The following is a 23339-nucleotide window of genomic DNA, read 5'->3' as shown; positions in this document are numbered from 1 at the left end:
TGGGGTTCAGGTCGGCGGTCAGGGCGGGGATGGCCAGGGCCAGGACGGTGCCGTCGACGGCCAGCAGCACCACGGCCAGGGTCAGGACGATCAACGCCAGCCACGCGCGCCTGCCCGCGCGGGCGGGACGTGGGTGGGAACCGGTGGGCTGGGGACCGGTCGTGGATCCGGTCGGCGGAGGCCCGGGACTCGCCGGGGAGTTCGTGGTCACCTCCACAGAGTATACGCTCCGGTCAGCACAACAATCCGATCGGTCAGCTGATTTCAGGGGAGTGCCCATGGAGATCCTCATCGCGGGTGCGGGGCTGGCGGGGTGCGCCACGGCGCTGCACTTGCGCCGCACCGGCCACGACGTGACCCTCGTCGACGCCGCGAGCGAGCCGCAGCGCAACGGCTACCAGGTGCAGATGGCCCCGGCCGCCCAGAACCTCCTGGCGGACCTGGGTCTGGGCGACGTCGTGCACCGGGTCAGCGAACCCTCGCCGGACATCACGCTGCACCGGCGGACCCGCACGGGGAGCAGGAAACTCACCACCGTGCGTCCCGCCGGGTACCGCATCGCCCGTCGCCGGGACCTCGTGGGCGCGGTCGCCGAACGCACCGCCGCCGAGGTCCCGGTGCAGCGGAGCAGGGAACTGGTCGGCATCGAGCAGCGCGCCGACCACGTCGTCGCGCACTTCGCCGACGGCGCCAGCGGGCGGTACGACCTGCTGCTGGGGGCCGACGGTCTGCGGTCCACCGTGCGGCGCCTCAGCCTCGGGCCGGACCGGTCGCTGGTCTACGAGAACGGCTGGACGAACGTGTGGATCGACCTGCCCATCGAGGCGCTGGGGCCCGACACCGCCGAGATGCACATCGGCAAGGGTCTGAGCGCGCAGTTCTTCCCCTACCCCGGGGGCGAGGAGGCCCTGGTGGTCGCCTTCCTGCACACCGGCCCCCGGCCGTCGAAGGTGGGCGACCTCGTCGCCCGGGTCCGGGACGCCCTCGGCGGGGGTGAGCGCGGCCGTCGCGTCGCGGACGCCCTGGACGGGGCCGACCTCACCACCGTGCGGCTGACGCGGTTCGCCCAGGTGCGCACGCCCACCTGGCACGCCGGCCGGGTCGTCCTGGTCGGCGACGCGGCCCACTGCCTGGACCCGCTGTCGGGGTCGGGCGTCCACGCCGGCCTGCTGGGTGCGCTCCGCCTGAGCCAGGAGCTCAACCGGACGCAGGACCGGTCCCGCGCCGGCCTCGACGCCGCGGCGCGCCGGTACACCGCCCGGGTGAAGCCGTTCGTGGAACTGTCGCAGCACAGCACCGCCGGGCTCATCGAGATGGTCAGCGCGCCCGGCGCCTCGCACCGGCTGCGCGCCGCGTCGCACCTCCTGCACGCCGCGCGCGGCGCGCTGGTCCCGTCCCGGCGCCGACGGCAGGAGTGACGTCGAACCCCTGGCCGGACGGGCCGGTCCGCCCGGTGGCGACAGCCGCCGGTGCGGGCCCGTCGACGGGGACGACCAACCTTCAGCCGATCGGTCGACAGTACTGACCGATCGGAAGGTAGTCTGGTGGGGACGTCCCGGCGCAGCCGGGACCCGACCGCGAACGGTGAGGACCTGCGATGCGCATCCCCCGCGAGATGACTGCCCTGCTGCGCGACGACGACGCCCCCCGCGTCCGGCCCGGGCGCGTCCCGACGCCGCGCCCGGCGGCCGGGGAGGTGCTCGTGGAGGTGCACGCCGCCGGCGTCGTCGACCTCGACGTGCACGTCCGCGCCGGCGAACCCGCCCTCGCGGCCGAGATCGAGGCCTTCCGCTCGCGCGGACCGGTCCTGACCGGCGTCGAGTTCGCGGGCGTCGTCGCCACCGACGGGGAGTCGTCCCGGGTCGGGGACCGCGTCTTCGGGTACGTGCACGTGTTCGACGGCCCCCGCACCCACGCCCGCTACGTCGCGGTCCCCGAGACCGCCCTGGCCCGGCTGCCGGAGCGCATCGGTTTCGTCCAGGGCGCGGCGCTGCCCGCCGGCGGCCTCACGGCCCTCGAGGTCGTCGACCGCGTCGCCCCCGTGCGGGCCGGGACCTCGGTGCTGGTCATCGGGGCGGCCGGCTCGCTCGGCGGGTACGTCGTCCAGCTCGCCAGTGCCCGCGGGGCCGAGGTCGTCGCCCACACCTCGTCCGCCGCGGCGGACGCCGTCAGCGCCTGGGGTGCGTCGTCCACCCGCCTCTCCGACGACGCCGGGCCCTTCCGCGACGGTGACGCCTTCGACCTCGTCGTCGACACCCCGGCGCTGTGGTCCTTCGAGCAGGCCCTGCCCCACCTGGCGGCCACCGGCACGTACGTCACCTCGGACCCGGCGGCCGACGAGGCCGGTTTCGAGCTGTCCCGCGACGTGTCCCAGCACGCAGGGCTCCTGATGGTCGTGGACGCCGAGACCGCCCGGCTGGAGGAACTGGCCGGGCTGGCCGTGGACGGCGTCCTCGTCCCGCGGGTGGACTCCGTCCACCCGCTGTCCGGGGCCGACGCGGCCTTCGACCGCGTCCTGGCCCGCGGCAAGCGCGGCCGCGTCGTCCTGGACCTCGACGCCACCCGCTGAAGCCGGACCCCGACCGACCACCGACCCCCAGGAGACGAGTCCCGTGCCCACCGCCCGCCCCGGACGTCCGCACCGCACGCCCCACCCCGCGGGAGGGGAGCGGGGCAGACGGCTCGCACGGGTGGTGACCGCGCTGACCGGTGCGGGCGTCGCCTCGCAGGTGGCGTACCCGCTGCTGCGCGGAGAGGCGTTGCGGCGCTTGACCATCGGGTCCGTCGCGACCGTCTGCGCGGCCGCCGTGACCGAGACCTGGCGACGGTCCGGTCCGCGCGGTGGCCTCACCGCCCTCGCGGTCGCCGGTGGGGTCGGCCTGCTCGCCGAAGCGGTGGGGACCCGGACCGGGCGGGTCTTCGGCGCCTACCGGTACGCCGGCACGCTGGGCCCGCAGGCGGCCGGCGTCCCGCTGGTCGTCCCGCTGGCGTGGACGATGACCGCCGCGCCGGCGGTCGTCCTGGGCAGGCGCCTCGCCCAGCGGCTGCCCCCCGGCACCCCGCGCCCGGTGCGGGACGCGGTGGCCGTCGGGACGGCCGCGTGGACGCTGGCGTCCTGGGACCTGTTCCTGGACCCGCAGATGACCGCCGCCGGGCACTGGACGTTCGACCGCCCGCGGCCCCACCTGCCCGGCGTGCCGGGGATCCCGCTGACGAACTACGCCGGGTGGGCCGGGGTCGCGCTGGCGATGTGCGGCCTGCTGCACGCGGGGTTGCCCGCCGACCGGCCCGGCAGCGGTCACGCGGTTCCCGCGGCCCTGCTGGGCTGGACGTGGCTCGGCTCGACGCTGGCCAACGCGACGTTCTTCCGCCGTCCCGTCGTGGCCGCCTACGGCGGGATCGCGATGGGCCTGACGGTGGGGCCGTACCTGCGGGAGTCGTGGCGGAACCGGTCAGCCGGCTGAGCCGGGCGATCCGCGCCCGGTCCCGGCGGACGCCGGTCTCGACCCCGGTGCGAGGTGCAGCAGTTCCCCGGGGTCACCCGCCCGGCGCGCAGCGGATCGGTCCGCACGGGACCGGTGGTCCCGGTGGTGGTCCCGCCGGTGGTGCCCGGTGCGGTCACGACGTCCTCCTGGGCGAGGGTATTTTCACTGGCTTCACGCTCAGGGAAAGTGGAGGAGGTCGCGGTGACGGACGCCGCCCCGATGGAGCAGTTGCGACGACGCCGGAGCGAGAAGTGGACGACCCACCCTCCCGACGTCCTGCCGATGTTCATCGCCGAGATGGACTTCCCGCTGGCCCCGGCCATCACCGCGGCGTTGCAGCAGGCGCTCGCCGACGGTGACACCGGATACGTCAACCCGCACGACACCGGCGCCGCCGAGGCCTACGCCGCCTACGCCCGGGACGCGTGGGACTGGGAGATCGACCCGTCCCGGACGTCCTGCACCACCGACGTCAGCGTGGTCGTCGTGGAGTCGCTGCGCCGCCTCACCGCCCCCGGCGACGGCGTGGTCGTCACCTCGCCGGTCTACCCGCCGTTCTTCGACCTCGTCGTCGAGGCGGGCGGGACGGTGGTCGACGTCCCGCTGCTCGACGACGGGCGGGAGTACCGCCTCGACCTGGAAGGCGTCGACCGTGCGCTGGCGGCCGGTGCGCGGGCCGTGCTGCTGTGCAACCCGCACAACCCCGTGGGGCGCGTGCACTCCCGCGAGGAACTCACCGAGCTGTCCCGGGTCGTCGCCCGGCACGGCGCCGCGGTCGTCAGCGACGAGATCCACGCGCCCCTGACGCACCGAGGGGTGGAGTTCACCCCCTACCTCACCGTGTCCGAGGAGGCCCGGGACCACGGGATCGCCGCGTGCTCGGGCAGCAAGGCGTTCAACCTGGCCGGGCTGAAGACCGCGTTGTTCGTCACGGCCTCCGACCGCACGACCCGGATCGTGCGGTCGCTGCCGGAGGAGGTCGTCTTCCGCACCGGGCACTTCGGGGCGCTGGCGACCCGGGCGGGTTTCACCGACGGGCTCGACTGGCTGGACGCCACCCTCGCCACCATCGAGGGCAACGTCGACCTGCTGCGGCGGGAACTCGCGGCGCACCTGCCGCAGGCCCGGCTGCGCACCCCGTCGGCCTCCTACCTGGCCTGGCTGGACCTGCGGGAGCTCGGCTGGGGCGACGACCCCGCCCGGCACGCGCTGGAGCACGGCCGGGTCGCCCTGTCCAACGGCCCGGCCTTCGGACCCGGCGGCGCGGGTTTCGCGCGGGTGAACCTCGCCTGCGCTCCCGACACGGTCCGCGAGGCCGTGGCCCGCCTGGTCCGGGCCCGGGAGGTGCCGGCGGGTTCGTGACGCCCGCCTCAGCGCCCCGGGACGGGCAGACCTGCGGGGGCGAGGGAGACCGAGTGCCGCACCACGCTGCCGAGTTCCTCCAGGACACCGATGAGCGGCAGGGAGCTCAGCAGCGTGATGGCGTCGTGGAAACCCGGACGGGGCGCCAGGCCCCCGTTCAGCCCGAGGACGCGTTCGGTCAGGAGCGCCGCGGACAGGCCGGTCAGGTCCGCGAAACCCCGGGGGTGGCGCAGGTCGAGCCGGTGCGCGACGGGGGACCGGTGCCGGTTGGTGCCGGTGAGGTCGAACACCACGTCGTGGCTGGGCGGGGCGCCGACGAGGGTTCCGGCGGAGTCCTCGTCGTCGGCCGCCGCGAACCGGACGAGGGCCGGGCGCAGGGCCTCGCCCAGCCCCAGGACGTCGGTGGTGCTGATCTGCCAGGCGGTGGCGAGGTCGCCGCTGACGGTGGTGAAGGGCACCCGGCGCCGGGTGTGGCGGGTGGTCCAGTTCCAGCCGCCCCCGCCGGCGGTGAAGGGGAACGGGTGCGCGGCCTCGAACTCCCGCCAGACCCGGCCGTCCGTCGCCGCGGGCCCGAGCCGGTCCCGAGGGTCCAGCACGGCGACGACGGTGAGGGTCTCGACGCTGCGGAGGCGTTCGGCCGCCTGCAGGGCCAGGGCGCCGACGAGGCCCCCGGCCCAGTGCCCGGCGTGGACGAACGTGGCGTCCCCCCGGTGGGCGGAGTGGACGGTGATCTCCTCGGCCAGCGAGTGCGGGCCGCCGATGAGCGAGACCAGGGGGACCTCGCGCTCCTGGGCGAAGCGGTGCACGTGGTGGAAGGGGTCCGGGGCGAGGTTCACGACCGCGCCGAAGGCCCGACCCGCGGGCAGGCCCAGGCCGGGGAGCGCGGTGTCGGCGGGGACGTCGCTCGACCTGCCCGCCGCGACGACCTCGATCCTCGGCTGCCGGCGGCTCAGGTGGGCGGCCGTGGCCGACCCCACCACCCCGGTCCCCCCGACGACGAGCACGGGGGCGGTGATGCGGTGCACGACTCCTCCAGGTGTTGGGCCGATCGTTGATCCTGTACCTGACAGACGGTAAAGTTCGGCTCATGGTTCCCGAGCAGCGGCAGACGAGGACCCGGTCCGTCATCGCGTCGATCGTCCGGCGCCGTCCCCGCGTGCGGACGTGGAGCCTGTGGGTGCGCGAGGCCGCCGCCGCGACCGCGAGCGCCGCCGCCCGGCGGGAACGCCGGGCCCGGGAACGGCTCGTCCAGCGCGCCGCGGCCCGACTGGCCGGGGCGCGCGGAGTCGAACGGGTGACGGCCCAGGCCCTGGCCGAGGAACTCGGGCGGATGACCTCCGCGCGACGCTGAGCCCGCGCGCGCCACGGGTACGGTGTCCGGCGATGGCCAGGACCAGCAGTCGCCAGCGCATCGTCGACGCCACGCTCGGCATCGCCACCCGCAGTGGGCCCGGAGCCGTCACCTTCGAGGCGGTGTCCGCCGAGACCGGCCTGACCAAGGCCGGCGTGTTCTACCACTTCGCCTCGCGCGACGACCTGCTCGCGGCCGCCGCGCAGCACGTCCTGGACGAGTGGGAGACCGCGGCCCGCGGACACCTGGGCCGCCCCTTCGACGAGGCGCCCCTGACCGAACGGCTCGCCGCGTTCGTCCGCTCCGTCCTCGACCGCGACGCCGGTGCCGGGCTGCGCGTGCTGCTCGGTCAGGTCTGGGGCGACGACGTCGAGGCCCGGTGGACCGCGCTCGTCCGCAGCTGGACCCGCGCGCCCGGGGAGAGGCCGTCCCTCGGTCAGCGCGTCGTGCTCCTGGCCGCGCAGGGCCTGTGGATGGACGACCTCACCGAGGAGCTGGAGCAGGGACCGGCCGACCGGGACGAGGTGGTGGCGTGGTTGCTGCACGCCCTCGACACCGGCACGATCCCCGCGACCCCCACCGTCAGCGCGTCGACGGACCCCGCACCGCCGCGCTGACGGCACCGCGTGGAGTCGAACGCCTCGACGAACGGGTCCTCCCCGCCGAGGTCACCGCCGACGGCGTCGCGGGCGTCCATCGGCCCCCTGAGCGCCCTCGTGCGTCACGTCGCTCGCGTCCCGCCGCAGGACACGGGTGGACGCCGCGGCCACGAGGTGGTCCGTGGATGGGAAGTGGTTCCACAGCGAACCCGCCGAGGTGCCCGTCGCCGCGCTCACCGACCGGCTGTCGACGGCCTCGATCCCGTGCCCCGCCACCAGGCGCAGGGAGGTGGTGACGAGTTCCGCGCGGCGCGCGTCGTGGTCGACGATCCTCGGCACCGACCGGTCGTCGCACCCGTTCCCGGCCCGGTGGCGCCGCGGCGCTCGTCGTCAGCGCCGGGAGGACTCCCGGACGACGAGCCGGCCCGGGATCTGCTGCTCGCCGGCCCGCAGCGTGGCGGGGTCCAGCAGAGCGCTCGCGGCCGTCCGCCCCACCTCGTAGAGGTTCATGTCGACCGTCGTCTGGGGCAGGCGGCCGTGCGCGGCGATCGCGGTGGTGTTGTCGAAACCCACGACGGCGACGTCGCCGGGGACCCGCACCCCCCGTGTCGTCAGCAGGTCGACCGCGCCCCGCGCGATCTGGTCGTTCCCGCAGACGAGGCCGTCGAACTCCTCGGACGCCAGCAACCGCTCGGTGGCTGCCCACCCCCAGCGTTCGAGCCACTCCCCGTGCAGTGCGGAACCCGTCACGAGGGGGAGGCCGTGGTCGGCCAGCGCGTCGGCGGTGCCCAGAGCGCGCAGCTCGGCGGCGAGGTGGCCGATCTGGCCGTCCACCGGCCCGCCGACGTGCGCGATGCGCCGGCACCCGACGGCGAGCAGGTGCTCGGCGGCCAGGCGTCCGGCGCCGCGGTGGTCGCACACGAACGACGTGTCCGCCGGGTCGCTGGAGGGTGCGTAGGCGTAGACCGTGGCCACCCCCGAGGGGGTCCGGGGCAGCGGGGCGCGGGGTTCGGGGCCCTTGCCCACCAGCAGCAGCCCGTCGATCCGCCGGCCCAGCAGCGCGCTGAGGTGGCGCTGCTCCAGGTCCGGGCGCCCCCGGCTGTTCGCCAGGAGGGCCACGGTCTCGGCCTCGCCGAGGGCGTCCTCGGCCCCGATCATCACCGGCAGTGCGAAGCGGCCCTCCAGGTCGTCGGTCAGCAGGCCCACCGAGCCGGTGCGCCCGGACATGAGGCTGCGGGCGAGCTGGTTGGGTGCGAAGTCGAGGGACCGGGCGACCTCGGTGACGCGGGCCCGGGTCGCCGCCCCGACGTCGCGGCGGCCGTTGAGGGCCTTGGAGGCGGTCGCGAGCGAGACGCCGGCGGCCTGCGCGACGTCGGCCAGCGTGGCCGCCCGGCGCGGGGGTCGGGGGGCGGGGGCGTTCACGGGGACCTCGCAGGGTGGGGAGAGCCGGCGGTTCCCGGCTCCGATCGCGGCCAGGTTACGAAACCACTTTCGTGCAGGTCAACGTTTGACACGCCTTGCGGCGCGCTCCTACGGTCGTCGACATCGAAAGGCCTTTCGGTCAGTTCGGGCACAGCCGCCCGGACCGGACGGACCCGCCCACCGCCGTCTGCGCGACCGGAGCGCCGCCGCAGCCCCCCACCCGAGGAAGTGTCCATGGCCACTCGCACGCCGTCCGACCGTTCCACGACCACCGCCCGAGGCCGGGTGCCCCTCGGTCGCCGCGGTTTCCTCGGGCTCGCGGGCCTGGGCGCCGCCGGACCGGCCCTGGGGTTGCAGGCCTGCAGCTCCGGGGGGAGTTCGGGCTCGAGCACCGACTTCGTCTTCACCTTCTGGGGCACCGGCGCGGAGAAGGACGCCGTCACCGCCGTCCTCGGCAGCGCCGCGCAGGCGGCCGGCCTGACCGCGAAACCCCAGTCCATCCCCACCAACTACGAGACGAAGATCAACACCCTCATCGCCGCGAACACACCCCCCGACGCCGGGTACCTCACCGAGTCGATGGCGATGCGGCTCGGCGCCGAGGGCAAGCTCGTCAACGTCGCCGACCGGTTCACGAACTACCTGCCGCAGGCCCTGCACTGGTACTCCGAGGAGGGGGCCGTCGCGCAGTCCTGCCAGGAGGCGATGACCCTGTTCTTCGACACCGACGCCGCCGCCTCCGCCGGCGTGACCGTCCCCGCGTCGATGGACGGGGCGTGGCGGTGGGACGACCTGGTCAGCGCCGCCGACCGGCTGACCGTGGACGCCGACGGCCGCCACCCCTCGGAGACGGGTTTCAAGGCCGACCAGGTGGAACGCTACGGGTTCGCCGCCCCGACCGGCCTGCCGCAGCTGTTCGCCCTGCTGAAGTCCAACGGCGTCGACCTGTTCACCGAGGACGGCACCGCCACCAACCTCGACGCTCCCGAGGCCGTCGCGGTCCTGCAGGACCTCTGCGACCTCATCACCGAGCACCGGGTCTCACCCACCCCCGCGCAGGCGACGACGTTCGGCGCGAGCTCCTCGCTGCTGCTGGCCAGCAAGCGCGTGGCCATGGTGGTCGACGGCACCTGGGGGCTGCTCGATCTCGCGGCCTCGACGGTGAACTACGACGTCGGCGTGCTGCCGTACCACCAGGAGTACGTGACGACCACGCTGTCCGGTGCCACCGCCGTGTTCGCGGCCAGCGAGCACACCGACTTCGGCCTGGACCTCATGGAGCAGCTCGCCGACCCCGGCCGGGTCGACCTGTACTCCTCGGGGTTGTGGATGCCGGCGATCGCGGACTGCTACACCGATGAGGCGAAGATCTCGCAGTGGACCGGTGGGGGAGCTCACCCGGCCGGTTTCCGGACCGCCGTCATCGACACGGTCATCGGCAACGGCGTGGCGTACCCCTCCTACAAGATCAAGGACTTCACCACCATCGCGACGACCATCACCAACGCGATGGGGCCGATCGTCACCGGCGCCGGGGACGTGACCGACCGCGTGGAGCAGCTCGCCGCGACGGTCAACGGGCAGCTCAAGGGCGCCTACCTCGACCAGAAGGCCTGAGCCGCAACCGGATCCGTGGGAGGAAACCCGTGACCACCAGCACCCCCCTCGGCGTCACCCCACCGGTCGCCCCGCCGCGGCGCGGTCGGCCGCGCCCCCGGCGGAGCACCGGCGCGCTGGCGAGGCAGCAGACGCGCTGGGGCTGGATCTTCGCCGCCCCGGCCGTCGCGGGTTTCGTCGTCTTCACCGTCGGCCCGATGATCGCCTCGCTGGTCATCGGCCTGACGGACTGGTCGATCGGCGGGGCGCCGCAGTTCGTCGGCGCCGACAACTACCGGGCGATCCTGGACGACCCCCGGTTCCTGGCGTCGTTGAAGGCGACTCTGCTCTACGCGCTGCTGGCCGTGCCGGGCACCGTCGTCGTCGCCTTCGGCGTCGCGGCGCTGATGAACCAGGTCCAGCGGGGGCGGGGGTTCTTCCGGACCGTCTTCTACCTGCCCGTGCTGGTCCCCCCGGTGGCCAGCGCCGTCCTGTGGCTGTGGTTGTTCGACCCCACCGCCGGTCTGCTGAACTCGGCGCTGCGCCTGGTCGGCCTGCCCCAGTCGCAGTGGATCTACGGCGAGTCGACCGCCCTGCCCTCGATCGCGCTCGTCGCGGTGTGGGGCTTCGGCAACATGGCCCTGGTCTTCCTGGCCGCGCTGCAGGGCGTCCCGCGCGAACTCGTCGAGGCCGCGCAGATGGACGGGGCGGGGACGCTGCGCCGGACGTGGCACATCACGCTGCCGCAGATCAGCCCGATCATCCTGTTCAACTTCGTCACCGGGATGATCGCCGCGGTCCAGAACTTCGACTCCGCCTACGTCATCACCAACGGCGGACCCAACGACGCCACCTTGTTCTACGTCTTCTACCTCTACACGAAGGCCTTCGGCGAGGGGCAGCTCGGCTACGCCTCGGCCATGGCCTGGATCCTCTTCGTGGTGATCGTCGTGGTCACCGCGGTCCTGTTCCGCACCGCCCGCTACTGGGTCCACACCGAGGGATCGAAGCGATGAGCGCACCCGCCCCGACCCCGACCACGCCCCCCACCACGCGCCCGGCGTCGCCCTCGCGGCGTGGCGTCCGGCCCCGGCAGGTCGTGGTCGTGCTGCTCCTGGCCGTCACGGTGTTCGCGTGCCTCATGCCGTTCGTGTGGCTGGTCCGCAGCTCGCTCATGGGCACCGAGCAGATCTTCTCGTACCCGCCGGACTGGATCCCGGACCCCTTCCTGTGGTCCAACTTCTCCGGCGCCCTGGCGTCGGCGCCGTTCGGCCGGTACGCCGCGAACACCCTGCTGCTGGTGGTGCTCATCGTCCCCGGGGCCCTGCTGAGCTCCTCGGCCGCGGCCTTCGCCTTCTCCCGCCTGGCCTGGCGCGGCCGGGACGTCTGCTTCGCGGTCCTCATGAGCGGGCTGATGCTGCCCTACGCGGCCACGCTCATCCCCACGTTCGTGGGGTGGCAGGAACTGGGGCTGACGAACACCTACGTCCCGCTGGCGCTGCCGCCGTGGTTCGCGGCCGGCGCCGCGTTCAACATCTTCATGCTGCGGCAGTTCTTCCTGCAGATCCCCGCCGACCTCGACAACGCGATGTACGTCGACGGCGGCTCACCGTGGACGGTGTTCTGGCGGATCGCCGTCCCGCTCACCAAGGGCCCGCTGACCCTGGTCGCCGTCTTCACGACCATCGCGGTCTGGAACGACCTGCTGAACCCGCTGATCTACCTGTCGGACCCCGACAAGTTCACCCTCTCCCTGGGGCTGGCGTCGTTCCGGTCGCTCTACACCAGCCAGTGGGGCTACCTGATGGCCGCCTCGCTCCTGGTGATCCTGCCGATCATGCTGCTGTTCGCCGTGGCCCAGCGGGCGATCATGGAGAACCTCGCGCTGTCCGGAGTGAAGGGCTGACCCGTGGACCTCGACTCCCGGCCCGCCCGGGCCCTGGACCGGTTCGCCGACACGGTGCTCGTCGGACTCCTGACCGTCGTGGCGGCCCTGCCGCTGGTGACCGCCTGGACGGCGGTGGCGGCCGCGACCGGCGTCCTCGGCGACCGCGGGCGGGACGGGACCGCGGCCCGCCGCTACCTGCCCGCGTTCCGCGCCCGCCTGCGCGCAGGGGTGCCGCTGCAACTGCTCCTCACCGCCGCCGCGGCCGTGGCCGTCGTGGACGTCACCTGGGCGACCGCGGCACCGCTGGACACCGTCCGCACCGTGGTGCTCGCGGCCGGGACGACGCTCGGGCTGGCCGCGGGCGCCGTCGGCGTCACGGCCCTGACCGCCCCGGCACGCACCCCGCTGCCCGTGCTGCTGCTCCGGTCCGGGACGTCGGCGGCAGCTCACCCGCTGCGCGTGCTGGGCGTGCTCCTGGTGACCGGCGGGCTCGCCGCCGCGGTCCTCGTCGTCCCCCTCCTGCTCCCCGTCGCCGCGGGCCTCACCGCCCGCGTCGCGCACGCCCTCCTGGCTCCCGCCGCCGCCGGCCCCGCCGCGGCTTTCCTCCGCCCCGACCCCCTCCCGAGGTGAACCGTGACCACCCTGTCCGACCCCCGCACCCCGACTCCCGGCTCCGCCGCGGACCTGCCCGGCGCCCGGCTGAGCCCGCTGGGGCTGCGCGACGTCGTCGTCGACGACGCGTTCTGGGCCCCCCGCCGCGAGGTGGTGCGCACCCGCACGCTGCCGCAGCAGGAAGCGCAGATGCGCCAGCCGGGCAAGCAGTTCGACGCCCTGCGCCTGACGTGGCGGCCCGGTGACCCCGACGAGCCGCACATCTTCTGGGAGAGCGACGTCGCGAAGTGGATCGAAGCGGCCAGCTGCTCCCTCGCGGTCCACCCCGACCCCGACCTCGAGGCGTCCGTCGAGGAGGCGATCGCCCTGCTGGCCGGGGCGCAGCAGGACGACGGCTACCTCAACACCTACTTCACCGTCGTGCGGCCGGGGGACCGGTTCACCGACCTGCGCGACGCGCACGAGCTGTACTGCCTCGGGCACCTCATCGAGGCGGCCGTCGCCCACCACGACGCCACGGGCCGCACGAGCCTGCTCGACGTCGTCACCCGCTACGCCGACCTGGTCGACCGGACGTTCGCCCCCGGTGGGCCGTGCGAGGGCGGTTACGACGGCCACCAGGAGATCGAGCTGGCGCTGGTGAAGCTCGCCCGGGCCACCGGCGAACCGCGCTACCTGGACCTGTGCCGCCGCATGGTCGACGCCCGCGGCACCCGGCCCTTCTACTACGAGGCGGAGGAGGCGCGCCGGGGGACGGCCGGGTACTTCGGCGAGGTCTTCCCGCACCGCGTCCAGCAGGCCGAGCGCTTCCGCGAGTACAACCAGTCCCACCTCCCGGTCCGCGAGCAGCAGGAGGTCGTCGGTCACTCCGTCCGCGCGATGTACCTGCTCAGCGCCGTGACCGACCTGGCGGCCGAGGACGGGGACGCCGAGCTCCTCGCCGCGGCGCGGCGGCTGTGGGACTCCACGACCCGCACGAAGACGTACGTCACCGGTGGCGTCGGCGCCGACCCCTCGATCGAGGGTTTCAGCGCTCCCTTCGACCTGCCCGACGAGCACGGGTACGCCGAGACGTGCGCGGCCATCGGCCTGGTGATGTGGGCCCAGCGGATGACCAACCTGACCCGTGACGGCGAGTACGCCGACGTGATGGAACGGGCCCTCTACAACGGGGTCCTGTCGGGGTCCTCCACCGACGGGACCCACTACTTCTACGGGAACCCGCTGGCCAGCGACGGGTCGGTGCACCGCCACGAGTGGTTCGGCGTCGCCTGCTGCCCGCCGAACCTGGCCCGGTTGCTCACGTCCCTGCAGCACTACGCCTACGCCCAGGGACCCGACGAGCTGGCGGTGCACCTCTACGTCGGCGGCCGGGTCCGGACGTCGGCCGGTGGCGGGGCGACCGTCCGCGTCGAGACCACCTACCCCGCGGGGGGCGACGTCCGGCTGACCGTCGAACCCGACCCCGGCCCCGCCGGCGCGGCGACGCCGTGGACGTTGTCCCTGCGGGTCCCGGCCTGGTCCGCGCGGACCCGTCTGCTCGTGGACGGTGCACCCGTCGACCTCGACGCGGTGACCGACCGGGGGTACGCACGGCTGACCCGCACCTGGCGCGCGGGCACCGTCGTCGAGCTGGGCCTGGACGTGGAACCGCACCGCGTGTGGGCCGACACCCGGGTCGCCGCCGCCGCCGGCCGCGTCGCGCTCCAGCGCGGCCCGATCGTGCACTGCATCGAAGGGGTCGACCACCCGGTCCCGGCGCACAGCGTCGTCCTGCCCCGCGAGGCCGGGCTCACCCTCGAACCCGACCCGCTGTCGGGGCTGCCAGCCGTGCGTGCCGACGGGTTCGGCGACCTCGGCGAAGAGGGGGGACGGGAGGGGGACCTGTACCGCCGGACCCCCGCGGAGGTGGTGCCCGTGCGGTTGCGCGCGGTGCCGTACTTCTCCTGGGCCAACCGGGGCCGGTCGACGATGCGGGTCTGGATCCGCGAGTCCTGAACGACACCGGCCGGCCCGGGCTCGGGCCGGCCGGACGACTCAGGCGCCGCCGGCCTCCGCCCGCACGTCGGCCAGGACCTGCCCGGCGATGCGGAACGCGGTGTTGGCGTCGGGGACCCCGCAGTAGACGGCCGCCTGCAGCAGCGTCTCGGAGATCTCCTCCTCGGTGACGCCGTTGCGCAGCGCCGCCCGCACGTGCATCGCCAGTTCCTCGTGGTGCCCGCGCGCGGTCAGCGCGGTCAGCGTGATGAGCGAGCGGGTCCGGCGGTCCAGTCCCGGGCGCGTCCACACCGCACCCCAGGCGTTCTCGGTGATGTACCGCTGGAAGTCGCGGGTGAAGTCCGTGGTGCCGGCCACGGCGCGGTCGACGTGCGCGTCGCCCAGGACCTCCCGGCGGACGGCCATCCCGTCGTCGTACCTGCTCATGAGATCCCCTTCGCGAGTTCACGGACGATCCGGGCCACCTCGTCGGGCGCCTCGGCCGGGGCCTGGTGGGCGACGTCGTCGAGGACGATGAGCCGGCCGTCCTGCACGCCCTCGGCGATGCGGCGCAACGCCCCCGGCGGGCACACCGCGTCGTGGGCGCCGGCGACGGCGACCACCGGCGCGGTGATCTCGCCCAGGCGCTCGCGCGCGTCGTACCGGGCCAGGGCCCCGCACACGGCGACGTACCCCTCGGTGGAGGTGTCCCGCAGCGCGTGCAGCAACGCCGAGCCGACGTCGGGGTGGCGTTCGAGGAACCCGGGGGCGAACCACCGCCCGGCGGTGGGCACCACGAGGGAGGCGGTGCCGCTGGCGCGGACCTGCTCGGCGCGTTCGGCCCACGACCGCGGGGTGCCGATGCGGGCGCCGGTGCAGCACAGCACCGCGCCCAGCACCCGGTCGGGTGCCCGCAGCAGCAGTTCGAGGCCGACCTGGCCGCCGACGGAGTCCCCGGCGTACAGGAACGGCCCGTCGACCGCGGTGAGCACCCGGTCGGCGAGGTCGGCGATGTCGAGGGGGTCGGAGACGGGGTTCCGGTCGCCGCCGTGGCCGGGCAGTTCCCACGCGACGACGTCGAACTCCCCGCCGAGGCGGTCCACGACCGGACCCCAGCAGGTGGCGGCGGTGGTCCCCAGCGAGGGGCCGAGCACGAGGGTGGTCACGAGGCCGCCTCCCGCGCCGCGGCGAGGTTCGCCGCGACCCGGTCGGGGTGCACCCGCAGCCCCGCCAGCAGGTCCGCGGTCTGCGCGGCGGCCGTCACGGTCCGCCGCGCCAGCAACCGCAACGTGTCCCACTCGGCGTGCCAGGCGCCGTCGGCGCGTTCGTCGACCTGGTCGGCCGCGGCCAGGTGCAGCGTCGCCGCCAGCTGCGGGGCGACCAGCGCGCTGGAGCGCACCAGCACCGACAGCACCGGGTTCGCCTTGTGCGGCATCGACGACGACCCGCCCCCGGTCCCCTCGGAGAGTTCACCGACCTCCGGCCGGCTCAGCGTCGCGACGTCCCGCGCGACGTGCCCGCAGGCGTCGGTGACCGACACCAGCGCGTCCGCGGCCCGGGTCAGCGGCCGCCGGTTCGTGTGCCACGCCGGGACGTCCACCAGCCCCAGGCGCCCGGCCAGCCGGGCGCCGAACCGGCCGGTGCCGACCGGGCCGCCGGCCTGCACCGGGAACGTCAGGGCGGCCAGGTCGCGCTCGGCGTCGACCAGGCCGCTGCGCCACGCCGAGAACCGGTGGTCCAGCGGCACGGGCAGCGCCCACTGCGTCAGGGTGCGGCCCACGGCCTCGAGACCGCCGTGCTCGGCGCGCCGCGCCTCCAGGGCGTCCAGGGCCGCCCCCAGGTGGGTGCGCACGGCGCCGACCGCGTCGCGCAGCATCAGCACCAGGGCGGTGTCGACGACGTCCTGGCTGGTCAGGCCCGTGTGGACGTCGAGGTCGGGGTACCGCGCCCGCAGGAGACCCACCAGGGGGATGACGGGGTTCCCGCCGGGTTCGGGGTCCAGGCCGGCGATGCCCACCCGGTCGGGGACCTCCAGGTCCACCCCCACCCACGCCGACTCCACGGCGACCATCGCCGCGACGAACGCGCGGTCGGTGAACACGTCCCCGGCGCGGGCGTCACCGGGCCGGAACAACGTCACGGGGCACCTTCGCCGGGGGTCACGAGGAACACCGTCTCGTCCGGCCCCTGCAGGTGCACGTCGAACCGGAGACCCTCCTCGGGCACGCACACCAGGGTCCGGGCCCGCGGCCCGGCCGCCGTCAGCAGCGCGTCGGTCGCGCCGCCGGCCGGCGGCAGGTACGCGCGGGTCGTGAGCCGGTGGGTCAGCCCCCGCGCGAACACCGTGAGGGCGAAGAACGGCAGCCCGCCGTCGACCGGCCCCGGCCGCAGCGTGGTGAACGCGTAGCCCCCGGCGCCGTCGGTCGCGCAGCGCCCGAACCCCGTGAACGTCCAGCCGTCCCGGCGCAGCGACCCCGGCCGGCGCACCACCCGGCCCTCGGGGTCGGCCTGCCACACCTCCAGCAGCGCGTCCCGCACCGGGACACCTGCACCGTCGAAGACCGTCCCGTGCAGGCGCACCGCGCCCGGCGCCTGCGGCGGGACCAGCTCGGCGTCGCCGCCGTACGGCAGGGCGTAGTGGAAGAACGGGCCGACGGTCTGGCCCGGGGTGGGCGGCAGGTGCGGTCCGGTGCTCGTCCCGGTGTTCACGCGTCCCCCTCGGTGTCGGCCTCGGTCGGGGTGCGGTGCGTCCCGGTCAGGACGATGTCCCAGCGGTACCCGGTCGCCCACTCGTGGGTCGTGAGGTCGTGGTCGTAGGTCGCGACCAGGCGCGCGCGGGCGTCCTCGTCGACGATCGACTGGTAGATGGGGTCCAGCGCGAACAGCGGGTCCCCCGGGAAGTACATCTGGGTGACCAGCCGCTGGGTGAACTCGGTGCCGAACAGCGAGAAGTGGATGTGCGCCGGGCGCCAGGCGTTGTGGTGGTTCTTCCACGGGTACGGGCCGGGTTTGACGGTCGTGAAGCGGTAGTTCCCGTCGGCGTCGGTGAGGCAGCGCCCCATCCCGGTGAAGTTCGGGTCCAGGGGAGCGGGGTGCTGGTCGCGCTGGTGGACGTACCGGCCACCGGCGTTGGCCTGCCAGATCTCGACGAGCTGGTGGCGCACCGGGCGGCCCTCGCCGTCGAGGACCCGGCCGGCGACGACCATCCGCTCGCCCAGCGGCTCGCCGCCGCGCTGGATCGTGAGGTCCGCTTCGAGGGGGTCGACGTCGCGGTGCCCGAAGCAGGGCGCCCACAGTTCCACGCCCTCGGGGTCGACCTGCTGCGGTTCCTTCGTGGGGTGGCGCAGCAGGGTGGAACGGTAGGGCGGGTAGTCGCGCCGCGGCTGGTCCTCGGGTCGGCCGCCGGCGGCCCACTTGTCGCGCAGGTCCGACATCTCGGCGGACAGGACCTCCTGCAGTTCCAGCCCGGTGACGGGGTGCCGCGTCGGGTCCGAGGTCTCGTGCAGCGTCTCGTTCATCGTGCGGGCCATCCCGTGTACCCCTCGGCCAGGTAGGTGGAACCGGCCTCGGAGGAGACCAGGGTGTCCAGCTCGCCGAGCTGGCGCGCCTCGTCGAAGTCGCTGTCGGCGGCGGAGCGGTGCAGCATCGTCGTCATCCAGTAGGAGAAGTGCTGGGCCTTCCACACCCGCGCCAGCGCCCGGTCGGTGTACTCGTCGAGCAGGTCCGGGTCCCCCTTCCCCAGGGCGCGTTCGACGACCTCGGCCAGGACGCGGACGTCGGCGAGCGCCAGGTTCAGCCCCTTGGCGCCGGTGGGGGGCACGGTGTGCGCGGCGTCACCGGCCAGCAGCAGGTTCCCGTGGCGCATCGGGGTCTGCACGAAGCTGCGGAAGGGCAGGACGGACCGGTCGACGACGGGTCCTTCCACGAGGGAGAAACCGTCCTCGCCGGCCGTCCGCGCCTGCAGCTCGTCCCAGATGCGGGCGTCGGACCAGGTGCTCGGGTCCTCGGTGGGGTCGCACTGGAAGTACATGCGCTGCAGCGAGTCCGTGCGCTGGCTGATGAGCGCGAAACCGCGGTCGGACCGCGTGTAGACGAGTTCGGGGGCGCTCTTGGGGGCTTCGCAGAGGATGCCGAACCAGGCGAACGGGTACTGGCGGGAGGAGCGGGTGCGGGGTTCGACGAGGTCGCGGCAGACGCTGCGGGAACCGTCGGCGCCGACGACGAGTTCGGCGGTCACCTCGTGCGGGGCGCCGTCGGCGCCGGTGAACGTCACCCGGGGGGTGGTCAGCACGTCGTGGACGTGGACGTCGCGGACGCCGTACCGCAGGTCGCCGCCGTCGCGGGTGCGGGCGCGGTGCAGGTCGGAGAACACCTCGGTCTGCGGGTACAGCCACACCGACGCCCCGACGAGGCGTTCGAAGTCCACGCGGTGCGACCGGCCCGCGAACCGCAGGTCGATGCCGCCGTGGCGGTCGCCGTGGGTCAGGACCCGTTCGGCGCCGGGTTCGTAGACGCCGGTCTCGGTGAGCAGCCGCACGCTGTCGCGCTCGAGGATCCCGGCGCGGTGGGTGGTCTGGATCTGCTGCACCTCGCGGTGGTCCAGGACCACGGTCTCGATGCCGGCGCGGTGCAGCAGGTGGGAGGCCATCAGCCCGGCTGGGCCACCACCGACCACGACGACCTGTGTCGACGTCCTCGTCATGGGCCGAACCTACGGCGGGGTTCCCGGGGCGGGAAGCGCGTCCTTCCACTGAGTGGAATACGCTGGCCGGGTGGCAGGTGGTTCGGCCCCCGGGGCGTCGCTGGTCGACCGCACGGTGCAGGTGCTCCTGGCCTTCGGCCCCGACCACCGGCGGTTGCGGCTGGCGGACCTGGCGCAGCGGTGCGGCCTGCCGGCGCCGACGGCGCTGCGCATCGTGCGGCGCCTGGTCGCGGCGGGTTTCCTGGAGCGCCGCGACGGCGGGGAGTACGTGGTGGGCCGGCGGGTCTGGGACCTGGGTCTGCTGGCGCCGGTGCAGACGGACCTGCGCGACGTGGCCGCACCGTTCCTGCAGGACCTGCAGGCCGCGACCCGGGCCACGGTCCACCTGGCCGAGCGCGACGGCGACCGGGTGCTGTACCTGGACCGGCTCGCGGGGGTGGACGCCGTCCCCGTCGTCAGCCGCGTCGGCGGGCGGTTGCCGCTGCACACCACGGGCGTCGGGAAGGTGCTGCTGGCCCACGCCCCGGCCGAGGTGCAGCAGCGGGTCCTGGCCGGCCTGACCCGGGTCACCGCCTACAGCATCACGTCCCCGGCGGTCCTGGCCCGCCAGCTGGCCCAGGTCCGCCGGGACGGGTTCGCGAGCACGCACGGGGAGATGGACCTGGCCAACGCCTCGGTCGCGGTGCCGGTGCGCGGCGCGGACGGCCAGGTCGTCGCGGCCCTCGGCCTCGTGGTGGCCTCGCTGCGCCGGGACCGGCCGCGCCTGGTGGCCGCGCTGTCGGTCGCCGCGGCGGGGCTCTCGCGCGAACTGCGCGGGTGAACCCCGCCGCGGGGGCGGGGTGCCGTCAGCGCCCGCGCAGCAGCACCGCGGCGCCCTGGCCGCCGCCGCCGCAGATCGCCGCGGCGCCGGTCTCGCCGGGTCCCAGCGTGCGGGCCAGGTGCCCGGTGATGCGGGTCCCGGAGGCGCCGATCGGGTGGCCCAGGGCGATCGCGCCGCCGTGCCGGTTCACCGTGCCGGGGTCGGCGCCGAGGTCGCGCAGCGACTGCACGACGACGGAGGCGAACGCCTCGTTGACCTCCAGCGCCGCGAGGTCGGCCACGGTGAAGCCGGCGCGGTCCAGCGCGCGGGCCACGGCCCGGGCCGGCTGGGAGTGCAGGAGGGTGTCGGGCCCGGCGACGACGGCGTGCCCGACGACGTCGGCCAGACCGGGCAGGCCGCGCTCGCGGCGGAACTCCTCGCTGACCAGCACGACCGCGGCGGCGCCGTCGGTGATCTGCGAGGCGTTGCCGGCGGTGACGCTGCCGTCGGCGCGGAACGCCGGGCGCAGCGCCGCCAGCCGCTGCGCGGTGGTGTCGGGCCGGACGCCGTCGTCGTGGGAGACCGTCGTGGGGCCGCGGCGGCCGGGGACCTCGACCGGCACGATCTCCTGCGCCAGCAGGTCGGCGGCCGCCGCGGCCAGCCGGTGGGAGCGCTCGGCCCAGGCGTCCTGCTCCGCGCGGTCGATGCCGAGCCGTTCGTTGCCCAGGTCGGTGCCCAGCCCCATCGCCGTCCGGTCGAAGGCGTCGGTCAGCCCGTCGCTCTCCACCGTGTCGAGGAGGGTCGCGGCGCCGTAGGCGCGCCCGGCGCGGGCCCCGACCCAGACGTGCGGGGCCAGGGACATGGACTCCTGGCCGACCGCGACGACGACCGACGCCTCCCCGCTGCTGATGAGCCGGTGGGCTGAGATCACGGCCTCGGTCCCGGACAGGCACACCGAGTTGACGGTGGTGGCGGGCACGTCCAGCCCGACGCCGGCCGCGACGGCGCTCTGCCGGGCCGGGTTCTGCCCCGCCCCGGCCTGCAGCACCTGGCCGGCGATCACCGCGTCGACGTCTCCGGGGCCGATCCCGCTGCGCTGCAACGCCGCGGCGATCGCGTACCCGCCCAGCGCGGTCGCCGGGACGGTGGCGAACGCGCCGTTGAACCGGGTGAAGGGCGTGCGGGCGTACCCGAGCAGGACGCTCACGCCGCCGCTCCCGCACCGACCGCGAACGGCGCGGTGACCGCGCGCAGGTCCGCCACGCCGACCCCGGGGGCGGTGCGGACCAGCGTGAGGCCGTCCGGGCCGCAGTCGAAGACGGCGCGGTCGGTGATGACGCGGTCGACGACGCCGGCGCCGGTCAGCGGCAGCGTGCACTCCGGCACGATCTTGGCCGACCCGTCCTTGGCCGTGTGGTCCATGACGACGACGACGCGGCGGGTGCCGGCGACGAGGTCCATGGCCCCGCCCATGCCCTTGACCATCTTCCCGGGCACCTGCCAGTTGGCGAGGTCGCCGTGCACGGAGACCTGCAGGGCCCCGAGGACGGCGACGGCGATGTGACCGCCGCGGATCATCGCGAAGGACGTCGCGGAGTCGAACACCGAGGCCCCCGGCAGCGCCGTCACGGTCTGCTTGCCCGCGTTGATGAGGTCGGCGTCCTCCTCGCCCTCGTAGGGGAAGGGGCCGGTCCCGAGCAGGCCGTTCTCGCTGTGCAGCGTGACGTGCACCCCGGGTGGGAGGTGGTTGGCGACGAGGGTCGGGATGCCGATCCCGAGGTTGACGTGGTCGCCGTCGTGCAGTTCCAGGGCCGCCACGGCGGCCATCTCCTCACGCGTCCAGGGCATGGGCTTCGCTCTCGTGTCGCAGGTCAGGTCGGGGTCGGGTGTTGCGCTGCTCGAACTCGCTGCGCCGGGCGGTGGGGACGACGAGGTCGACGAAGATGCCGGGCGTCACGACGTCGTCGGGGTCGAAGGGCTCGGTCCGCACCGTCTCGGCCTCGACGACCGTGAACGCGGACGCCGCCGCCACCAGGGGGTTGAAGTTCTGCGCGGTGCGCCGGTACCGCAGGTTGCCGGCCGGGTCGGCCGCGTGGGCGTGGACGAGGCCGACGTCGGCGCGGATCGCCCGTTCCAGGACGTACCGCCGGCCGTCGAACTCGGCGGTGGGTTTGCCCTCGGCGACCACGGTGCCCACACCGGTGGCGGTGTAGAAGGCCGGGATGCCGGCGCCCCCGGCCCGCAGCCGTTCGGCGAGGGTGCCCTGCGGGACGAACTCGACCTCGAGCTCGCCGTCGAGGTACCGGCGGGCGAAGAGCTTGTTCTCCCCGACGTAGGAGGCGAGCACGCGGTCGATCTGCCCGTTCTCCAGCAGCAGGCCGAGGCCGCGGCCGTCGATGCCGAGGTTGTTCGAGACGACCGTCAGCCCGCGCACCCCGCTGTCGCGGACGACTTCGACGAGGTCGTAGGGGACGCCGCACAGGCCGAAGCCGCCGACGGCCAGGGTCATCCCGTCGCGCAGCCGCGTCCCGAGCGCGTCCGCCGCCGGGTGGGGGGTCGTGGTCATGGGCTCCTCCTGGGTCGCTCGTGCTCACCGCAGCCTGCGCCCGTGTCCGCCCGGGCGGAAGGGCCGTGGCCCGGGACCGCGCTCGTCGTCCCACCATGTGGGCGGGAGCGGCGATACTGCCCACATGGTGGAGACCCCGTCCGGCACCCAGGTCGTCAGCCGCGTCGCGGCGCTGCTGCGCATCGTGGCCGCGGCCCCGGCGGGCGTCCCCACCGCCTCGGTCGTCGAGGCCTCCGGCCTGACGCGCAGCACCGCCCACCGGCTGCTGAGCGCGTTGCGGCGCGAGGGGCTGCTGGACCAGGACGCGGCGGGGAACTGGATCACCGGCCCCGAGCTGTTCATCTTCGGCACCGCCGCCTCGGCGCGCTTCGACGTGGTGGCCACGGCCCGGCCGGTGGTCCGGTCGCTGGCGGCCCGGACCGGCGAGAGCGTCTTCCTGTCGGTGCGCCGCGGGGACGAGTCGGTGTGCCTGCTCGCAGAGGAGGGCAGTTTCCCGGTGCGCTCGCACGTGCTGCACGAGGGGATCCGGCTGCCGCTGGGGGTGGCGTCGGCCGGTCTGGTGTTCCTCGCGTTCGCCCCCGAGGGGGAGGTCGGCGACTACTTCCGCCGCCACCCCGACCTGGCGACGAGGTTCCCCGGGCACGCCGAGGAGGACGTCCGCCGCCGCCTGCGCCAGACGGTCCGCCGGGGTTTCGCGGTGAACCCCGGCCTGCTCGTGGAGGGCAGCTGGGGGATCGGGGCGCCCGTCCTGGAGGCGTCGGGGCGGGCGACCTGGGCGCTGAGCGTCACCGGCATCGAGCCGCGGCTGGCGGGGCCGCGACAGGCCGAGCTGGGGCGGGAGCTGCTCGCGCACGCTCACGAGCTGTCGCTGCTGGCCGGCGGGCGCGGGCGGCACGCCTGAGCGGGATCGGAACCACAAATGCGCACATCGACAAGACTTATGTCCGATTTCGACCCTGAGCTGCTACGTTCGAGGTCGG

General features: G+C 74.8%; 25 protein-coding genes. 13 read left to right on the top strand and 12 right to left on the bottom strand.

Translation table 11 applies throughout. From position 1 onward, the window contains the following. The first annotated feature begins 278 nt into the window (after positions 1-278). The 4 genes from ACRYRX_RS11990 (at position 279) to ACRYRX_RS11975 (ending at position 4847) form a co-directional block, all read left to right on the top strand. Positions 279-1418 (top strand): FAD-dependent oxidoreductase, encoded by a 1140-nt coding sequence (locus tag ACRYRX_RS11990; protein WP_432512158.1) that lies wholly within the window; start codon positions 279-281, stop codon positions 1416-1418. 179 nt (positions 1419-1597) lie between these two features. After that, on the top strand, positions 1598-2569 hold the full coding sequence (locus ACRYRX_RS11985) for an NADP-dependent oxidoreductase (RefSeq protein ID WP_432512157.1): 972 nt from the start codon (positions 1598-1600) through the stop codon (positions 2567-2569). Between the two features lie 124 nt (positions 2570-2693). After that, positions 2694-3464: a carotenoid biosynthesis protein gene (locus ACRYRX_RS11980; RefSeq protein WP_432512156.1), complete on the top strand. Its 771-nt coding sequence runs from the start codon at positions 2694-2696 to the stop codon at positions 3462-3464. Between the two features lie 222 nt (positions 3465-3686). Further along, positions 3687-4847, top strand: coding sequence for a MalY/PatB family protein (locus ACRYRX_RS11975; RefSeq protein ID WP_432512155.1), 1161 nt, complete (start codon positions 3687-3689; stop codon positions 4845-4847). 8 nt (positions 4848-4855) lie between these two features. On the opposite strand, the gene ACRYRX_RS11970 is transcribed toward ACRYRX_RS11975, so the two are convergent. Continuing rightward, entirely contained in the window at positions 4856-5872 is a 1017-nt protein-coding gene (locus tag ACRYRX_RS11970) for a hypothetical protein (protein WP_432512154.1), read from the bottom strand. A gap of 62 nt (positions 5873-5934) precedes the next feature. Between ACRYRX_RS11970 and ACRYRX_RS11965 the strand changes: the two genes are divergently transcribed. Together ACRYRX_RS11965 and ACRYRX_RS11960 are read left to right on the top strand one after the other, a co-directional pair. Then, entirely contained in the window at positions 5935-6198 is a 264-nt protein-coding gene (locus tag ACRYRX_RS11965) for a hypothetical protein (protein ID WP_432512153.1), read from the top strand. Positions 6199-6230: 32 nt separating this feature from the next. Then, positions 6231-6815, top strand: coding sequence for a TetR/AcrR family transcriptional regulator (locus ACRYRX_RS11960; protein WP_432512152.1), 585 nt, complete (start codon positions 6231-6233; stop codon positions 6813-6815). 51 nt (positions 6816-6866) lie between these two features. Here the strand turns inward: ACRYRX_RS11960 and ACRYRX_RS11955 are convergent, their stop codons facing one another. Both ACRYRX_RS11955 and ACRYRX_RS11950 read right to left on the bottom strand, forming a co-directional pair. Next, on the bottom strand, positions 6867-7136 hold the full coding sequence (locus ACRYRX_RS11955) for a TetR family transcriptional regulator (RefSeq protein WP_432512151.1): 270 nt from the start codon (positions 7134-7136) through the stop codon (positions 6867-6869). Positions 7137-7187: 51 nt separating this feature from the next. Further along, positions 7188-8219, bottom strand: coding sequence for a LacI family DNA-binding transcriptional regulator (locus ACRYRX_RS11950; protein ID WP_432512150.1), 1032 nt, complete (start codon positions 8217-8219; stop codon positions 7188-7190). Between the two features lie 234 nt (positions 8220-8453). Between ACRYRX_RS11950 and ACRYRX_RS11945 the strand changes: the two genes are divergently transcribed. From ACRYRX_RS11945 to ACRYRX_RS11925, 5 genes are read left to right on the top strand one after another with little or no spacing between them, the layout of a single operon-like run. Next, complete coding sequence (locus ACRYRX_RS11945; protein ID WP_432512149.1) at positions 8454-9836, top strand: extracellular solute-binding protein; 1383 nt, start codon at positions 8454-8456, stop codon at positions 9834-9836. A gap of 29 nt (positions 9837-9865) precedes the next feature. Next, on the top strand, positions 9866-10831 hold the full coding sequence (locus tag ACRYRX_RS11940; protein ID WP_432512148.1) for a carbohydrate ABC transporter permease: 966 nt from the start codon (positions 9866-9868) through the stop codon (positions 10829-10831). Further along, positions 10828-11721, top strand: a complete 894-nt coding sequence (locus ACRYRX_RS11935; RefSeq protein WP_432512147.1) for a carbohydrate ABC transporter permease — start codon at positions 10828-10830, stop codon at positions 11719-11721. Before ACRYRX_RS11940 ends, ACRYRX_RS11935 begins: the two co-directional genes overlap by 4 nt. A 3-nt stretch (positions 11722-11724) precedes the next feature. Beyond that, positions 11725-12333, top strand: coding sequence for a hypothetical protein (locus ACRYRX_RS11930; RefSeq protein WP_432512146.1), 609 nt, complete (start codon positions 11725-11727; stop codon positions 12331-12333). A gap of 3 nt (positions 12334-12336) precedes the next feature. Beyond that, on the top strand, positions 12337-14313 hold the full coding sequence (locus ACRYRX_RS11925; protein WP_432512145.1) for a glycoside hydrolase family 127 protein: 1977 nt from the start codon (positions 12337-12339) through the stop codon (positions 14311-14313). Between the two features lie 39 nt (positions 14314-14352). On the opposite strand, the gene pcaC is transcribed toward ACRYRX_RS11925, so the two are convergent. From pcaC to ACRYRX_RS11895, 6 genes are all read right to left on the bottom strand, one after another. Beyond that, positions 14353-14739, bottom strand: a complete 387-nt coding sequence (gene pcaC / locus ACRYRX_RS11920) for a 4-carboxymuconolactone decarboxylase (RefSeq protein WP_432512144.1) — start codon at positions 14737-14739, stop codon at positions 14353-14355. Continuing rightward, entirely contained in the window at positions 14736-15458 is a 723-nt protein-coding gene (locus ACRYRX_RS11915) for an alpha/beta fold hydrolase (protein ID WP_432512143.1), read from the bottom strand. The genes pcaC and ACRYRX_RS11915 overlap by 4 nt, the downstream gene beginning before the upstream one ends. Continuing rightward, the gene (locus ACRYRX_RS11910; protein WP_432512142.1) at positions 15455-16432 is read right to left on the bottom strand and encodes a lyase family protein; all 978 of its coding nucleotides are present in this window, start codon (positions 16430-16432) and stop codon (positions 15455-15457) included. Before ACRYRX_RS11910 ends, ACRYRX_RS11915 begins: the two co-directional genes overlap by 4 nt. Then, positions 16429-17001: a protocatechuate 3,4-dioxygenase subunit alpha gene (gene pcaG / locus ACRYRX_RS11905; RefSeq protein ID WP_432512141.1), complete on the bottom strand. Its 573-nt coding sequence runs from the start codon at positions 16999-17001 to the stop codon at positions 16429-16431. The genes ACRYRX_RS11910 and pcaG overlap by 4 nt, the downstream gene beginning before the upstream one ends. Continuing rightward, a complete protein-coding gene (gene pcaH / locus ACRYRX_RS11900) occupies positions 16998-17726 on the bottom strand; it encodes a protocatechuate 3,4-dioxygenase subunit beta (RefSeq protein ID WP_432512164.1) in 729 nt (242 codons plus the stop codon). The genes pcaG and pcaH overlap by 4 nt, the downstream gene beginning before the upstream one ends. 80 nt (positions 17727-17806) lie before the next feature. After that, positions 17807-18994, bottom strand: a complete 1188-nt coding sequence (locus ACRYRX_RS11895) for a 4-hydroxybenzoate 3-monooxygenase (RefSeq protein ID WP_432512140.1) — start codon at positions 18992-18994, stop codon at positions 17807-17809. A gap of 70 nt (positions 18995-19064) precedes the next feature. Between ACRYRX_RS11895 and ACRYRX_RS11890 the strand changes: the two genes are divergently transcribed. Continuing rightward, positions 19065-19814 carry an IclR family transcriptional regulator gene (locus ACRYRX_RS11890; protein WP_432512139.1) on the top strand — a complete coding sequence of 250 codons (750 nt, stop codon included), beginning with the start codon at positions 19065-19067 and terminating at the stop codon, positions 19812-19814. 25 nt (positions 19815-19839) lie between these two features. Here ACRYRX_RS11890 and ACRYRX_RS11885 read toward each other — a convergent pair whose 3' ends face one another. From ACRYRX_RS11885 to ACRYRX_RS11875, 3 genes are read right to left on the bottom strand one after another with little or no spacing between them, the layout of a single operon-like run. Next, positions 19840-21000: an acetyl-CoA C-acyltransferase gene (locus tag ACRYRX_RS11885; protein WP_432512138.1), complete on the bottom strand. Its 1161-nt coding sequence runs from the start codon at positions 20998-21000 to the stop codon at positions 19840-19842. Then, a complete protein-coding gene (locus tag ACRYRX_RS11880; protein WP_432512137.1) occupies positions 20997-21641 on the bottom strand; it encodes a CoA transferase subunit B in 645 nt (214 codons plus the stop codon). Before ACRYRX_RS11880 ends, ACRYRX_RS11885 begins: the two co-directional genes overlap by 4 nt. Further along, positions 21625-22359, bottom strand: coding sequence for a CoA transferase subunit A (locus tag ACRYRX_RS11875; protein WP_432512136.1), 735 nt, complete (start codon positions 22357-22359; stop codon positions 21625-21627). Before ACRYRX_RS11875 ends, ACRYRX_RS11880 begins: the two co-directional genes overlap by 17 nt. Positions 22360-22483: 124 nt before the next feature. Between ACRYRX_RS11875 and ACRYRX_RS11870 the strand changes: the two genes are divergently transcribed. Next, positions 22484-23260: an IclR family transcriptional regulator gene (locus ACRYRX_RS11870; protein WP_432512135.1), complete on the top strand. Its 777-nt coding sequence runs from the start codon at positions 22484-22486 to the stop codon at positions 23258-23260. Positions 23261-23339 lie beyond the last annotated feature (79 nt).

Origin of the sequence: Kineococcus lubricus, from assembly GCF_050871965.1 — a bacterium.
Taxonomy (GTDB): domain Bacteria; phylum Actinomycetota; class Actinomycetes; order Actinomycetales; family Kineococcaceae; genus Kineococcus.
This window is presented reverse-complemented; position numbering and strand designations above follow the sequence as displayed.